The organism is Pseudomonas sp. WS 5071 (assembly GCF_012985765.1).
Lineage (GTDB): Bacteria > Pseudomonadota > Gammaproteobacteria > Pseudomonadales > Pseudomonadaceae > Aquipseudomonas > Aquipseudomonas lundensis_A.
Map to the genome: position 1 here is coordinate 24067 of NZ_JAAQWY010000014.1, position 14583 is coordinate 38649.

General features: G+C 58.3%; 14 protein-coding genes. 5 read left to right on the forward strand and 9 right to left on the reverse strand.

Going from position 1 to position 14583, the window contains the following annotated elements; genetic code table 11:
• Positions 1-35 precede the first annotated feature (35 nt).
• From HBN61_RS10635 to HBN61_RS10675, 9 genes are all read right to left on the reverse strand, one after another.
• Positions 36-1244, reverse strand: a complete 1209-nt coding sequence (locus tag HBN61_RS10635; RefSeq protein WP_170046730.1) for an acetyl-CoA C-acyltransferase — start codon at positions 1242-1244, stop codon at positions 36-38.
• A gap of 8 nt (positions 1245-1252) precedes the next feature.
• Complete coding sequence (locus tag HBN61_RS10640; RefSeq protein ID WP_094993384.1) at positions 1253-1723, reverse strand: MaoC family dehydratase; 471 nt, start codon at positions 1721-1723, stop codon at positions 1253-1255.
• A 10-nt stretch (positions 1724-1733) separates the two neighbouring features.
• Positions 1734-2519: an SDR family oxidoreductase gene (locus tag HBN61_RS10645; RefSeq protein WP_094993383.1), complete on the reverse strand. Its 786-nt coding sequence runs from the start codon at positions 2517-2519 to the stop codon at positions 1734-1736.
• Between the two features lie 33 nt (positions 2520-2552).
• Positions 2553-3431, reverse strand: coding sequence for an SDR family oxidoreductase (locus tag HBN61_RS10650; protein WP_169965602.1), 879 nt, complete (start codon positions 3429-3431; stop codon positions 2553-2555).
• Positions 3432-3441: 10 nt separating this feature from the next.
• Positions 3442-4593, reverse strand: a complete 1152-nt coding sequence (locus tag HBN61_RS10655; RefSeq protein WP_170046731.1) for an acetyl-CoA C-acetyltransferase — start codon at positions 4591-4593, stop codon at positions 3442-3444.
• Positions 4594-4596: 3 nt separating this feature from the next.
• Entirely contained in the window at positions 4597-5652 is a 1056-nt protein-coding gene (locus HBN61_RS10660; protein ID WP_169965604.1) for an acyl-CoA dehydrogenase family protein, read from the reverse strand.
• Positions 5653-5660: 8 nt separating this feature from the next.
• Positions 5661-6815 (reverse strand): acyl-CoA dehydrogenase family protein, encoded by a 1155-nt coding sequence (locus HBN61_RS10665; RefSeq protein WP_094993379.1) that lies wholly within the window; start codon positions 6813-6815, stop codon positions 5661-5663.
• A gap of 10 nt (positions 6816-6825) precedes the next feature.
• Positions 6826-7578: an enoyl-CoA hydratase family protein gene (locus tag HBN61_RS10670; RefSeq protein WP_094993406.1), complete on the reverse strand. Its 753-nt coding sequence runs from the start codon at positions 7576-7578 to the stop codon at positions 6826-6828.
• A gap of 169 nt (positions 7579-7747) precedes the next feature.
• Positions 7748-8290, reverse strand: a complete 543-nt coding sequence (locus HBN61_RS10675; protein ID WP_170046732.1) for a PadR family transcriptional regulator — start codon at positions 8288-8290, stop codon at positions 7748-7750.
• A 555-nt stretch (positions 8291-8845) separates the two neighbouring features.
• On the opposite strand from HBN61_RS10675, the gene HBN61_RS10680 reads away from it, so the two are divergent.
• From HBN61_RS10680 to HBN61_RS10700, 5 genes are all read left to right on the forward strand, one after another.
• The gene (locus HBN61_RS10680) at positions 8846-9343 is read left to right on the forward strand and encodes a CS1 type fimbrial major subunit (RefSeq protein ID WP_170046733.1); all 498 of its coding nucleotides are present in this window, start codon (positions 8846-8848) and stop codon (positions 9341-9343) included.
• Positions 9344-9447: 104 nt separating this feature from the next.
• Positions 9448-11973: a TcfC E-set like domain-containing protein gene (locus tag HBN61_RS10685; RefSeq protein ID WP_170046734.1), complete on the forward strand. Its 2526-nt coding sequence runs from the start codon at positions 9448-9450 to the stop codon at positions 11971-11973.
• A gap of 140 nt (positions 11974-12113) precedes the next feature.
• Positions 12114-13280, forward strand: a complete 1167-nt coding sequence (locus tag HBN61_RS10690; protein ID WP_262498752.1) for a hypothetical protein — start codon at positions 12114-12116, stop codon at positions 13278-13280.
• A 37-nt stretch (positions 13281-13317) separates the two neighbouring features.
• The gene (locus tag HBN61_RS10695) at positions 13318-14058 is read left to right on the forward strand and encodes a fimbrial biogenesis chaperone (protein ID WP_524539072.1); all 741 of its coding nucleotides are present in this window, start codon (positions 13318-13320) and stop codon (positions 14056-14058) included.
• Positions 14058-14546 carry a CS1 type fimbrial major subunit gene (locus HBN61_RS10700; RefSeq protein WP_170046737.1) on the forward strand — a complete coding sequence of 163 codons (489 nt, stop codon included), beginning with the start codon at positions 14058-14060 and terminating at the stop codon, positions 14544-14546. The genes HBN61_RS10695 and HBN61_RS10700 overlap by 1 nt, the downstream gene beginning before the upstream one ends.
• Positions 14547-14583 lie beyond the last annotated feature (37 nt).

Below are 14583 nucleotides of genomic sequence, written 5' to 3' on the forward strand. Positions count from 1 at the left end.
ATCCTGACACCGTCCGGCCCGCACGTGAGGCTATTTCAGGTGAGTTCAAACAACCCCGCCGCGCCCATCCCGCCGCCAATGCACATGGCCACTACGGCAAACCGGGCGCCGCGACGACGGCCTTCGAGTAAGGCATGCCCCACCATGCGAGCCCCCGACATGCCAAATGGATGCCCGATGGAAATAGCACCACCGTTGACGTTCAGGCGCTCGTTGGGAATGTGCAGAACGTCCCGGCAATGCACCACCTGACAGGCAAACGCCTCGTTGATTTCCCACAGGTCGATGTCCGAAACCGTCAGCCCGAAGCGCTTGAGCAGTTTGGGAATGGCGTACACCGGGCCGATGCCCATTTCTTCGGGCGCGCAGCCGCTCACGGCCATCCCGCGATACACGCCCAATGCTTCAATCCCGCGTTGCCGGGCTTCAGCGCGGCTCATCAAAAGAACTGCCGATGCACCGTCAGAAAATTGCGACGCATTGCCCGCGGTGATGAACGTTCCTTGTTGCACCCAGTTACCGTCTTTCCATACCGGTTTGAGCGCGGCCAAATCGGCCAGCGTAGTGGATGGGCGATTGCATTCGTCGCGGTCCGCCACTACGTCCTGGTGGCCAGCAGGCTTGCCTTCTTTATCAAACAGCAGCTTGCGCGCCGCCAGCGGCACGATTTCATCGGCAAACAGTCCTGCGGCCTGGGCTGCAGCCGTGCGTTGCTGGCTTTGCAGCGAATACGCATCCTGCACCTCGCGGCTGATGCCGTAGCGCCTGGATACAATCTCGGCGGTTTCCAGCATCGGAATATAGGCCGTCGGCATGCACTCAAGCACTGCTTCGGACTGCGCCCGGTAGGTGTTTTTGTACTTGTTTTGCGTCAGGGACAGCGACTCGACGCCCCCGGCCACGGCAATCGAAAGGTCACCCGCCAGGATGCCATTGGCAGCCAGGCCAATGCTCATCAGCCCCGAGGCGCACATGCGATCAATCGCCATGCCAGGCACCGTGTCGGGCAAGCCGCCGGTGTAGGCACACAAACGCCCGATGTTGTAGCCCTGGGTGCCCTGCTGCGCCGCCGCGCCCATGATCACGTCCCCGACGGCGTCCGGTTCGATCCCCGCACGCTCGACCACGGCGCGTACCACATGGCCGCCGAGCACGGGCGCCTCGGTGTCATTGAATGAACCACGAAACGACTTGGTCAACGCCGTACGGGCAGTGGAAACGATCACGACATCATTGGCATTCATGCACAGGCTCACTGTTCAAGAGGGTTGAAGGTGTAACGGCTGATGGTGTCCACCACACAACCGGGGCGATCGCTGCCCTCGATTTCGACACTGATGCGCACCACCGCTTGCAGTGTGTCGCCCAGTGTTTCAACACGCAGGATTTCTCCGTGGCCGCGCACCCGCGAGCCCACCTTGACGGGGGCCGGGAAGCGCAAGCGGTCGCTGCCGTAATTCACGCCCATGGCCAGGTTGGCGAACTGCATGAGCTGGGGCATAAACAGGTTGGCCAGCGCCAGGGTCAAGTAACCGTGGGCGATACAGGCCCCGAACGGTCCCGTTGCAGCGCGTTCGGGATCGACGTGAATCCATTGATGGTCGCCGGTGGCTTCGGCAAACAGGTTGATGCGCTCCTGGGTCAGTAGCAGCCAGTCAGTGCGGCCCAAATCCTGCCCCTGTGCCGCCAGCAACTGCTGCGCACTGTTAAACAGCGTACTCATGCGCGGCTCCTCAGGCTTGTTGCGAACTGACCGGCAACACTTCACCGACCATGTACGAGGCGTAATCACTGGCCAGAAACACCATGACATTGGCCACTTCCCACACTTCGGCGGCACGGCCAAAGGCTTCGCGACTGGCCAGTTGTTCCAGCAGGTCATTGCTGGAGGCCTTCTTTAGAAAATCATGCAAGGCAATCGACGGCGCCACGGCGTTGATACGCACCCCGCTTTCGGCCGCTTCCAGGGCGCTGCAACGGGTCAGGGCCATGACCCCGGCCTTCGCGGCGGCGTAATGCGCCTGTTCTTTCTGCGCCCGCCAGCCCAGTACTGAAGCGTTGTTGACAATGGCCCCGGCGCCGCGTTTTTCCATGTACGGCAACATGGCGCGGGTCATGCGCATGGTGCCAGTCAAGGTGATATCCAGCACCGATGACCACTGTTGGTCGGTCATGTCCGTCAGGCGCACCTGCCCCCCGAGCCCGGCGTTGTTTATCAGCACATCGACACCACCCAGCGCGTCTTCGGCAGCGGCGACCAGTGCTTGCACCTCGGCTTCTACCGTGACGTTGCACAGTTGCCCGAACACCGCCTGCAACCCGGTTTCGGCCTTGAGGCGTTCAACGGCTTCTTCGAGGCGACGCGGATGAATGTCGGAAATCATCAACGCGCGACAACCTTCTTCAGCGCAACGCTTGGCGGCGGCATAGCCGATCCCTGCGCCTGCGGCGGCAGTAATCAGAATGGACTTGCCGGCCAGCAGTTGGTGGCCGGGAACATAGGGAGGCGCCTGTTTCATGGTTGTGACTCTCTTGTGTAAGGTTTCAACATTTCAGCTTCCCCACACCCGTTGCGGCCTGGGCGCTTCGGCAAGGATCTGATCCAGCGCTTGCCCGACCTCTTCTGGCCGCCATTGCGCCCCTTTGTCCCGGGTCACCCCGGTACGCCAACCGTCGCCCAACGACAGGCGCCCGCCCTGACTCTCAATGACCTGCCCGGTGACGTGACCCGACAGCGCGCTGCCCAACCACACCACCAACGGCGCCACGTTTTCCGGCGCCCAGGCATCGAAGCCGCCGTCCTGGGGCTTTTTCACCACGTCCGGCATCGCACTTTCAGTCATGGACGTGCGTGCTGCCGGCGCCAACGCGTTGGCCGTCACACCGTAGCGCGCCAGTTCCGCGGCCTGCACCAGCGTCAACGCGGCAATCCCGCCCTTGGCTGCGCTGTAATTGGATTGCCCCACCGAGCCCTGTAAACCGGCACCCGAGCTGGTGTTAATGATGCGTGCGGCCACCGGCTGACCGGCCTTGGCCTGATCCCGCCAGCGCTTGCCCAGAATATTGGCGAGGCAAAAGTGCCCCTTCAAATGCACCCGCATCACCGCGTCCCACTCCTCTTCACTGAGGCTGATAAACATGCGGTCGCGCAGGATGCCAGCGTTATTGACCAACACATGGACATCGCCAAACGCTGCCAGCGCGGCATCGACAATGCGCTGCGCAGTCGCCACCGTGGTGATGTCGTCAGCGTTGGCGATGGCCTGGCCGCCGCCCTCACGGATTTCTCCCGCCACCTGCTCGGCGGCTTCCTGACGAATGTCGTTGACCACCACATTCGCGCCTTCTTGCGCGAACGCCAGCGCATAAGCACGCCCCAAGCCACCGCCCGCCCCCGTGATAATCACGGTACGTCCTTCACAAATCGCCATCTCTCTGCTCCTAAAGACGCTCAATAATCGTCACGTTGGCCTGTCCGCCGCCTTCGCACATGGTTTGCAAGCCATAACGGCCCCCCGTGCATTCCAGTTGATAGAGCAAGCTGGTCATCAGCCGCGCACCGCTGGCACCCAACGGGTGACCGAGGGCAATGGCACCGCCATTGGCATTGGTGCGTGCAGGGTCGTAATCGAGTTCGCGGGCCCACGCCATCACCACCGAGGCGAAGGCTTCGTTGATTTCCACCGCGTCGATCTCATCCATGCGCATGCCCGCTTTTTTCAACGCAGCGCGGGTGGCGGCAATCGGCGCAGTCAGGTGCCAGATCGGGTCATCGCCCATCACTGATAAATGATGAATACGCGCGCGTGGGGTGAGGTTGTAGCGTTTTAGCGCGGCTTCGGAGACCACCAACAGGGCGGCCGACGCATCACAGGTCTGACTGGAAACCGCAGCGGTAATGGAAGGAAACTCCGCAGCCACCGGTTCGAGCTCGGCCATTTTGGCCAGGCTGGTGTGACGTGGCGTTTCGTCGTCCACTAACCCTTCACAGGGCACGATTTGCGCTGCAAAACGGCCGCCGGCAATTGCCTCCAGCGCCCGACGATGACTTTCCAGCGCATAGGCTTCCATGTCCTGGCGGCTGATCTGCCAGTGATCGGCAATGCGCTGCGCAGCGTAAAACTGGTTCACGGGCTGATTGCCAAAACGCGCCTGCCAGCCCTTGCTGCCGGAAAACGGGTCGCTAAACCCCAGCGGCTGACCCGCCAGCATCGCGGAGGAGATCGGAATCTGGGTCATGGTTTGCACGCCGCCAACGGCAATCACGTCCTGCGTGCCGCTCATGACCGCCTGCGCCGCAAAGTGCAGGGCCTGTTGCGATGAACCGCATTGCCGGTCAATGGTGGTGCCCGGCACATTCAACGGCAGACCCGCCGCCAGCCAACTGGTGCGGGCAATGTCACCGGCTTGCGAGCCGATGGTGTCGACGCAGCCGAAGATCACATCATCGTATTCGTCGGCGGGTATCGCGTTGCGCGCTACCAGCGCCTTGAGTACATGGGCGCCGAGGTCGATGGCATGCACATGGGCCAGCGCGCCTTTGCGCTTGCCGGTCGGGCTGCGCAGCGCGTCAACAAGGTAGGCTTGGGGCATTGTTTAATCCTCGAAGGTATGGCCGGGGCCCAAGGGCGCGCCGCTCAGTACATGGGCTGCCACCCGGGCTTTATGCAAGGCGCGATCGCCCCATGCGCTGTCGAGCGCCCATGCGCGCTTCATGAACATTTGCAGGTCGACTTCCCAGGTGTAGCCCATGGCGCCATGCACCTGAATGCCGTGACGGGCAGCCAGCCAGCTGGCTTCGCAACAGGCCAGACGCGCCTGAGAGACCCACACGGGCGCCGTGCTCTGGCCATGTGCCAGCGCATAAGCCGCGCGATAGAGCACGGGTTTGGCGAACTCCAGTTGCGTGGCCACATCGGCCAGATGATGTTTGACGGCCTGAAAACTGCCGATGGGTTTGCCGAATTGCTTGCGCTGGGCGGTGTAATCCACCGACAGGTCCAGCATGCGCTGGGCCAGCCCCAACAGTTGCCCCGCCACGGACAATGCGCCGCGGCTGAGTGTTTGCGCCCACAAGGTGCGACCCAATTCACCCTCGGCCACTAACGTGGCGGCACTCGGCTGCCAACTGACCTGCCCCAGACGTCGCGAGGCATCAATACTGGTGTGGTGCTGCACATCGACCTGCGAGCGCGGTACGGCATGCACTTCGTCGTCATGGGCCAACAGCAACAAGTCAGCATGCCCGGCGTCGGCTACCCACGGGTTGACCGGGTGCCCGACGGCAACCCGCAAACTGCCGTCGGCGATACCCGCCAGCCATTCGCCTCGCTTGAACACGCTGTCCGGCAACCCGGCAATCAGCGCGCAGGCCACGTAAGCCGTGTCGGCCAGCGAATCGGGAATCGCGTAGTAACCCAATTCCTGGGTCATCAGGGACCACGCCACATCGTCCATGTCCAACCCGCCAAACGCTTGCGGCACCGACAGCGCCGTGAGGCCCTGGTCGGCAATTTTGTTGCGCAGGTCCGGGGAGCGGCCGACGTCGGTCTCCCAGATTTCACGCAGCATTTCCGGCGCGGCTTCCGTCATCAGAAACCGGCTGATGGCTTCGCGGAAGGTGAGTTGGTCGTCGCTAAAGGTAAAGTCCATACCCGCCCTCACTTCGGCAGACCGAGCATGCGCTCGGCAATGATGTTGCGCTGGATCTCATTGGTTCCGGCGTAGATCGGCCCGGCCTGAGCGAACAGGAAGCCTTCAAGCCAGTCATGGCCATCGCTGGCAGGTCCTGTCAGCTCGCCTTGGGCGCCCAGAATGCGCAGGGCCGTTTCGTGCATGCGCAGGTCCAGCTCCGACCAGATGATTTTGTTGGTGCTCGACTCAGCGCCGATCTGTGCACCACGGCTCAGCCGTCCAACCGTGTGATAGGCCGACAAGGCATAGGCTTGCGCGTCCATCCAGGCTTTGCACACGGCCTCGCCGAGGCCCGGATCGCGGTCGGCGCTTTCGCGGTTGGCCTGGTACAGCTCCACCAGTTTTCGGGCGGTGTATTGAAAGCGGGCCGGGGAACGCAGCAACAAGCCCCGTTCGAATCCGGCGGTGGCCATTGCCACATGCCAACCCTGCCCTTCCTCGCCGATGCGGTTTTCCAGGGGGATGCGCACATCATCAAAAAACACTTCCGCGAACGCGTCTTTCCCGTTGAGTGCCTTGATCGGGCGCACCGTCACCCCCGGTGCATTGAGCGGCACCATGACAAATGACAGCCCGTGGTGACGGCTCGAAGTCGGGTCGCTGCGAAACAGTCCGAACAGCCAGTCAGCAAAGATGGCGCGGGTGGACCAGGTTTTTTGACCGTTGAGCACATACCCATCGCCATCGCGTGTGGCTTTGCTGGTAATGGCCGCCATGTCGGAACCGGCATTAGGTTCCGACCAGCCTTGCGCCCACATATCGACACTGGCCGCCATGCGAGGCAGAAACCGTTGCTTTTGCGCCTCGGTGCCGAACTCCATCAACGTCGGGCCCAACAGCAACTGGCCGTTCTGGTTGACGCGCATGGGCGCTCCGGCGCCGTAATACTCTTCTTCAAAAATCAGCCACTCGATCAGGTCACAGCCACGTCCACCCAACGCCGTGGGCCACATGACCATCGAAAGCCGGTTTTCAAACAGGGTGGCTTCCCATTGGCGGTGCTGCTCAAAACCTTCGCGGGTGTCATAGCTGGCCAATGGGGCCTTGGGCGCATTCGCGGCGAGCCAGTCGCGCACTTCCTGGCGAAAGGCGTTTTGTTGCGGGGAGTACGTCAGATCCATCGTCAGCACCTCAAAACGTAGCGTCGCGTTTTTCGACAAACGCACGGCGGGTTTCCGCGGAATCCGCACAGGTGTAGGCCTGCAACGTAAACCCCTGCTCCCAGCGGTATTTATCTTCCAGATTGCCGTCTTCGATGCCGTTGAGCGCCTCTTTGGCGATACGGATCATGGCGGGGCTTTTGCTCGCGATGGCGCGTGCGATCTGCAAGGCGGTTTCGCGCAGTTGTTCGCGAGGCACCACGCGCTCGATAAACCCGTACTGCTGCGCCTCGAGCGCGCCGATTTTGTCGCCCGTAAAAAACAGGTAACGCACTTTTTGCACCGGAAACAGACGCTGCAAATGCGCACCGCCGCCCATGGCGCCGCGGTCGACTTCTGGTAAGGCGAATGTGGCACATTCAGATGCCACCACAATGTCAGCGGCGCCGGTAATCCCGATGCCGCCGCCCAAGACAAAACCATGCACCGCGACGATCACCGGCACCGGGTTGCGGTGTACGGCTTTAAACGTGGCGTAATTGCCCGCGTTGACGTCAACGATCAGTTCCGGGTGCGCGTCCAGTTCCTTGATGTCGACACCCGCGCAAAACCCGCGCCCTTGTGCGCGGATCACGATGACTCGCACGTCGGGGTTTTGCCCAAGGGCATCGAGGGTGTTGGCCAGTTCCCGCCACTCGCGACTGTTGAGCGCGTTGACCGGCGGCCGGTCGATCACCAGTTCAGCGATTCCCGCGTCGATACTGGTGTGAAATGCGGTAGAGATTGCGCTGTTCACATGTGCTCCTGAGGTGGCGAAGGCATGGGAGCAGTATGGGAACGCAGACAGTGAGGATCATCGTCCGTTGAGACTAAACATACCCTCTGTACAGCGGCTTTCTGGCCACTGCCGCAGGCGCTCAGCGCGCGGGCACTCGCGCTGCGGCAGCAAATGATTACTGGCCGTCGACGATGGCTTTCGCCGCGTTGTTGAGCAGGTTATGCACCCTCTGAATCTCCTGAGGGCTCCAGCGACCATGATGGAGTTGCAGGGCATGGCGCACATTGTGAATTGCCTGATGAATCTCGGCTGGCCGGTCCTGGCCGCACAATGACCGGCGGCTGACATCCATACGCATCCTTACCCCATTGAGCGCCACCGTTTGCTGACTCAATGAAAAGCGCCCGGCATCGGTAATGCGGTAACACTTCTTGCCACCATGAACGCTGACATCAACGAGTTGCCCCGCCTCAAGATGGGCCAGTGTGGGATAAATCACTCCGGGGCTGGGGCTGTAGGCCCCCTCAAACAACCCTTCTATTTGCAAGATCAGGTCATACCCGTGACAGGGCTGTTCAGCAATCATCGCCAGTATCAAAAGTTTTAAATCACCCGGAGCAAATACACGCGGACTTCGAATACCGCGCTCGCGAACCGCGCGCCTTTCAAATCCATCAGGACTTTTCTCCCCTTGCCGCTCCTTATAATGACCGTCCATAACTCCTCTCCCCTTGCGTTAAAAACGCCACATAAAACACACCTTAAAACACAACTCAAGCCACACTTGTAACGCCCATCAAAAAAACAGCTTACTTAACCTCGCCACGATATAACTTCCTTAAATTTTTAAACTATTACACGGACTTTTCTACGCGATATAACGCGAATCAATCATTAAAAATACGCTCCCCCACGCCCCATACAAGCTGAAGGACGCCATCACGAGCAATATCAATCAGAAATCATAAAGCCATCTCATTGATAAATAACGACTTTATTGCGTACAGAATCGAAATATCGTATTCAACCAGAAAGTTCATACAAACATAAAGGGATGCGTACTACGTAACGAAAAGAAAAAAACCACTCAAAGATTTATAGGCAACCTAACTAAGTTAGTTAATACTCTCGCCGCACTTTAAGTTCACCGCCCTTGACTATTTCAAAGTTGAGACTGTTGTTATGCCCGCCGCCTACCTCACGGCCAATGGCGTGTATTTAAACATGCGGTGACTTCGTGCACTTCACTTTTACTCATCACTGGATTTCAAACATGTTGAAGAAAATTGTGGCTGTCTCCCTGTTTGCCCTTACCGTTGGTTCCACCGTTGCCCAGGCTGCTGGTGAAGCCAGCAGCCTGATCAACATCAAGGCAACCATCCCGACTAAAACCTTCTTCGTCCTGCCGCACGACCCTCAGTTCGGTAAAGATGAAACCCTGCACTACAACCCCATCAACGGCACCTTGGACAGCGTGAGCCAGCCATTCAACGTCAAAAATACCGACGGTTCCATTCACGCTTACATCGAAGGAGGCCCGGCCAACCTGTTCAACGGCAACCCGACCCAGAACATCGCCCTGAAGACAACGTTCAACGGCGTCACCCTGACGGCGTCGCCTCAAGAAGTGGTTGACGATGCGACCTCAACTCCCGGGGCCCGTGCAGACCTCGTCATCACAGCCGAAAAGCCCCAGGACGGCCAGGTCGGTGACTACACGGCGTCGTACACCGTGATCTTCGACAACGTCCCCCGCGTCGTCACGCAGTAACTACCGACTCCCCGTGGCATGACGGCGTTGCTCATGCCCTGCGCCCGGAGTCCATCCGGGCGCTGCGGGGCGCTTAAATTGCCTGCAATCAGAGTAATGAGTGAATGTTACCGATGACTCCCATCGCGGCGGCGCTTGCCTTGATTTTCGGCACGTCTGCGTTTGCTGCTCCTCCGGCAACCGGCACAACCCCACGTAGTCTGCTGGCTCAGGCCAAAGGCTTGCCTGCCGACTTCGAAGAACATTTATTTGATGTTCCGCTGGCCGTTCAAGTCGAACGCGATCAACAACAGGTGGGAGAAGCAATGATCGTCCTGACACGCGATGATCGACTTACCCTGCTCGAATTCACCGAGCATGCAAGCAGCCCACTGTCCCTCGACGAACGTGAATTATGGGCCAGTTACCTTAAACAGGGAGTGCAACTGGGCAACTGCACGGGCGAATGCCCGGAGCGACTGCTGGCCGTGCATTACGACCTTGAAAATTCACGCGTGTCTCTGCTAACCGAACGCGCAGAACGCGAGAGTCGAATCAGCCAGTACTACGAACTGCCTGCCCAGGGAAGCCGGGGGCTGATTATGCGCAACCAGCTCAATCTCAGCGCAGGACAGGATGAACACCTCAGCGGGCGGTTGGCAGTGGAAGCCAGCAGCAGCCTGGGCAATTGGTCCCAAGGCTTCAACTTGCAATTGTCCCGTCAAGGCGACCCTGAAGACAGCACGCTTTATCACGCTGTTTATGAAGCGTTTACGCAACGCGAGCTGGAAGGCAACTTTTTACGCCTGAGTTATTTCACCCCGAGCGCCGAAGGCCTGACTCGCCAGATCCGTACATTCGGCGCCACTCCGGACACCGCCCTGGGCGTGATGTATGGCAGCTCAGACAGCCTGGCTATTTCAATGCCCAAACCCAGCATTTATCCGGTCTACGTCACCGCTAACCGTCAGGCGTCAGTAGAGATCTACCGCAACGGCGTGCTGATTAACACCCAGATGGTCAACGCCGGGTTGCAAAGTCTGGACACCCGCCCACTCCCAGGGGGGATATATGAAGTGCAAGTGCGCCTGATCGAGGACGGACGCGTTACCAGCACCACCCCGGAACTCATCTACAAACCCAACAATTGGCGCAACCCCGACCAGCGCTGGCGGTACAACGTTTTCGCCGGGCGCGAGAGTACGCTGCTGAGTAATTGGGAGGAGCAAGCCAGCGGCGACATGACCGCCGGGGCCGCATTCAATTACCTGTTGCACCCTCGGCTTGTGGTCGGAGGGTCAGGGCGTCAGGTGAAACAAAATCTGCAACTGGGCACCTCCTTCGACTGGTCCATCGCGAACAACGCCAATCTGTACGCGAATGTGTACGAGACACAGAACTATGGCACCGGCATTGACCTGAACGGACTCTACAACTATGGCAACGGCAGCCTGGTGTTCAACCATACCCGCAGCTGGCTGGATACCCGCAGAACGTATGAAACCTTGCCCGACGGTACGCGCATTCGACAGCGCTCAGTGTTTGTTGGCCAAACCAGCAACTCATCCCTCGCACTGAACCACCGCTTTACCCCCAAAAGCAGCCTGAGTGCCCGGGTGTCCCACAGCCAGGGTTACACCGAAGGCATGGGCCTGGATGTGGGCTGGACACAAGTGGCTCATTGGTTTGGCAGCGACGGTAACTGGCGGTTTTCTTTATTTGACCGACCCGCCAGTGTGAGCTCCGGTGCAGCCCGCAATCGAGGATTTGACTTGACCTTCAGCCTGGCCCTCGGCGCTCCGGGCGAACGCTGGTCTGCCAGCGTTGGCAGCCGCTCCGATCGTGACGGGGGACGCGACAACAATGCATCGGTCACCTACAGCAAGGACGTAAACGGCCACGTGCTGCAAAGTGTTTCGGCAACAGCGTCCGCCGATACCTACGGGGTGGGGTTGGCCGGCCGCGCCAGCTTTCAGACCGACACCCTGGATGCAGACGGATTTGTCCAACGCTCGTCCTACAACGGCAACCTGACAGGTGGACTTAACCTGGACAGCACATTCGCTGCCGGGGGAGGCAAAACGGTCATCACCCGCCAGCATCAGGGTCAGGGCTCCGGCATGATTGTCGACGTGGTAAGCGATGTAGAAGACATCCTGTTGCGCGCGGATGACCTCAGCGGTAGCAGTACAACATTGCGTGCGGGGCGTAACTTCGTACCCCTGACTGCCTATAAAAACAGTTCATTAAGTTTCGACTTCGAAGGCAACCACGCTCCGGCGGCCACGATTGCACCTGCACGCACGCGCTATCACTTGAATAAAGGGGGGGTGGGCTATCAAACAATCAATGTGCTGCAAACCGTCACGGTACTTGGCCGTCTGATTGATCCCTCGGGCCATCCGCTTAAAGGTCATCACATCATTAATCACGCAAGCCGTGGTGTCAGTGAAGTGGATGGGTTCTTTTCCATGGAGTTGAATAAACAGGCCCCCACACTGGAGGTACGCAAGGGTGATCGTGTGCTGTGCATGTTCCGTATCAATACCAATAAACGGTCGTCATTAAATGATGTCGTGGAGATCGGCGACCTGCGCTGCCATCCCGATACGTTGGCGCAGCCTGTCAATAAAGGTGAGGTTACAGGGTGAAACCACAGACACATATAAATCACACAGGCCGTACCCCTGGCCTACAGTCGTCCCTGACGCGGCCTATTAAAACCGTGCTCATTCGCTGCTTTATTTCGCTCAGCTGTTTACTGGCACTCATTCCGGCGGCGGCGCTTGAGATGAACATTAGTGCCCAATTCAAACCGGACCCGTCGAACCCTCAGCACAACGTATTTGAGAATTTAACGCCCAACAATGGTGGTTATTGCAAGTGGTACCCGGCCGCCTGTGAGGCAAAGGGCATTAAAAGCTTAAAAATTAAAACATTCTTCAGTTCAATTAATCCCATCGCGGCCAATCATATAGACCCCCGACAAGGTGCAATGGTCAGCGCGCCTTCAGAGTGGCGTTCATTAACGGTTACCCATAACCAGACGGGGGAAGTAGAAACCGTCAAGGTCCGAATCAATGGCTTGGGTTCTTCGGTTCGAACTGCCGCTGTCATGTCACTGGTCGAGGGCAGCGCCGGGTCTCCCTGGCAGGCACACAATGTGCTTTGGAATGGCGGCAACTGGGGAAATGCGCCAGCGCCGTGTGCCCGCCTGATGAATGGCAGTTTATATACCGTTGACTCGTTTGATTTCTTTTGGCAGATGCCCAGTCAGGGTGGCAGCTGTGGCAAGTCGCCCAAATACCCTATTCCGTGGATGCGATTTAACTACATTGACTTCTCTTATGAACTGGTCACCCCGAATCCACTGAGTATGTCATCCGGCGACTACACCGGCAGCATTACCTATACCCTGGGGCCCCGTCAGGATTTTGATATGGGCGATAACTTCCTGCCCGACGACCCGATACTGACATTGAATTTTTCACTCAGTGTCAAACACGTCATGAAGATTGAACTTCCTCCCGGTGGCAACCAGATCGTTCTTGAACCCAAAGGAGGCTGGCAACTTTGGCGTGCGGGGCGCAGGCCCGAAACATTATTTCGCGATCAAACTTTCCTGGTGTACGCCAGTTCACGTTTCAAAATGCAATTGGCCTGCGAGCGTGTTATCGGCGATACCTGCGGCCTGAGTAACGGCTCGCAACATGCAGTGCCCGTCAATTTATTTGTGTCACTGCCCAACGGATTACGACACGCCAATGGCGCGTCTGTTAATCGCCAGCCCTTATTGTTGAGCGGTGTAGGCACCGAGATGTTTGAACCCACTCAATACGTGGATCGAAAACCGGGAACATTGCACTTCGAAATAGACAGCGCCTACGTCGCCGAGATGTTATTTCAAGAAGGCACCTATAAAGGAAGCGTCACGGTCATTTGGGATTCTGAAGTTTAAAAACTCACGCCACACACTTTTTGAGAACAAGAGCATGATCAGAGCACTCACGGGCCTATTGAGTATTTGGCTCATTTCACTGAACACGTTGGCCGGTCCCAATATTAATGTGGGCATGGTGTATGACTATATGGACGGGGATAAAAGCACGTACTTGAAACGCGTATTCAATGGGGGTGATAGTACCGCCTTTATCCGGGTGTCAATCAAGGAGATCGTTTACAAAGCGGACGGTTCCCGCGAAGAAGTCGAGGTCAAGAGCCACACAGACAGACGTGCACGCAATGGTTTGATGTCCAGCCCTGCGCGTTTGATCGTGCCCCCCAACGGCACACAAGGCGCACGACTTTTGTTCATGGGGCCACGGGATCAGGAGCGCTACTTTCGCGTGCGCTTCATACCTGTTGTACCCGAAAAAGAAGACGAGTTTGCATTGTCTGCCGACCAGGCCAATGACTATAAAAAAAACCTGTCGGCAGGCGTGAATGTATTGGCCGGTTACGGCACCGTGTTTTTTGTCAGGCCTGAAAACACCCACTTTGATACGTACATTGAAAACACAGCGAAACACTACCTGCTGCGCAACCAAGGCAACAGCGTGATTGTGGTCGACGAATTCAAGGACTGCGCTGCGAACGACATGCTGCAATGCAACCCCACCACTAAGACCCACATTCTGCCGGGACGTACGCTGCGCTTCGACAAACAGTCAGGGCGGCATTACCGATTCACGCTGGTGGAAGGCCATGCGCAAAAAAATATCGAGGTCAAACGCTGATGCGCCAGCTCCGCTTACCGGCGGCGCTGCTCACCGCGGCAGCCCTGTCTATGTGCACATCCTTTGCTTATGCAGCCCGGGATGAACACCGGTTTGATATCAGCGTCACCATCCCGACCTTTGATTTCTATGCCATCCCGGCGGACCCCGAGTTTCTTCAGCATGAACAACGCATGCCCTGGAATCTCGCCACAGCGACGCTGGATCCCTTGCGGACACAGTTCGACATGATCAGTTCATCAGGCCCCATGACAGCCCGTTTGGGGTATGAACCCGTACTGTCTAATGGCCGTAGTACGTTTGGGCTAAAGGTCACGTTCAATAAGCAAGTCCTGACGTTATTCGACACCCTTGTCGTTTCTGCGGCGGATGCCTACCACGGCATACGCGTGCCGGTGCGCATTGACGCCCTGCCCCCTGCCGCGGGTTTTGAGCCGGGGGACTATTACGGCAGCGTGCAATTGATCTTTGACACAACGCCACCTTGATTGTGCTGGTTTGTCGGGTTCAAACGGACTAGTCCGG

Coding starts and splice junctions, on each gene's coding strand:
- HBN61_RS10635 (WP_170046730.1), bottom strand. CDS start 1,244: ATGAATGCCAATGATGTCGTGATCGTTTCCACTGCCCGTACGGCGTTG.
- HBN61_RS10640 (WP_094993384.1), bottom strand. CDS start 1,723: ATGAGTACGCTGTTTAACAGTGCGCAGCAGTTGCTGGCGGCACAGGGG.
- HBN61_RS10645 (WP_094993383.1), bottom strand. CDS start 2,519: ATGAAACAGGCGCCTCCCTATGTTCCCGGCCACCAACTGCTGGCCGGC.
- HBN61_RS10650 (WP_169965602.1), bottom strand. CDS start 3,431: ATGGCGATTTGTGAAGGACGTACCGTGATTATCACGGGGGCGGGCGGT.
- HBN61_RS10655 (WP_170046731.1), bottom strand. CDS start 4,593: ATGCCCCAAGCCTACCTTGTTGACGCGCTGCGCAGCCCGACCGGCAAG.
- HBN61_RS10660 (WP_169965604.1), bottom strand. CDS start 5,652: ATGGACTTTACCTTTAGCGACGACCAACTCACCTTCCGCGAAGCCATC.
- HBN61_RS10665 (WP_094993379.1), bottom strand. CDS start 6,815: ATGGATCTGACGTACTCCCCGCAACAAAACGCCTTTCGCCAGGAAGTG.
- HBN61_RS10675 (WP_170046732.1), bottom strand. CDS start 8,290: ATGGACGGTCATTATAAGGAGCGGCAAGGGGAGAAAAGTCCTGATGGA.
- HBN61_RS10680 (WP_170046733.1), top strand. CDS start 8,846: ATGTTGAAGAAAATTGTGGCTGTCTCCCTGTTTGCCCTTACCGTTGGT.
- HBN61_RS10685 (WP_170046734.1), top strand. CDS start 9,448: ATGTTACCGATGACTCCCATCGCGGCGGCGCTTGCCTTGATTTTCGGC.
- HBN61_RS10690 (WP_262498752.1), top strand. CDS start 12,114: ATGAACATTAGTGCCCAATTCAAACCGGACCCGTCGAACCCTCAGCAC.
- HBN61_RS10700 (WP_170046737.1), top strand. CDS start 14,058: ATGCGCCAGCTCCGCTTACCGGCGGCGCTGCTCACCGCGGCAGCCCTG.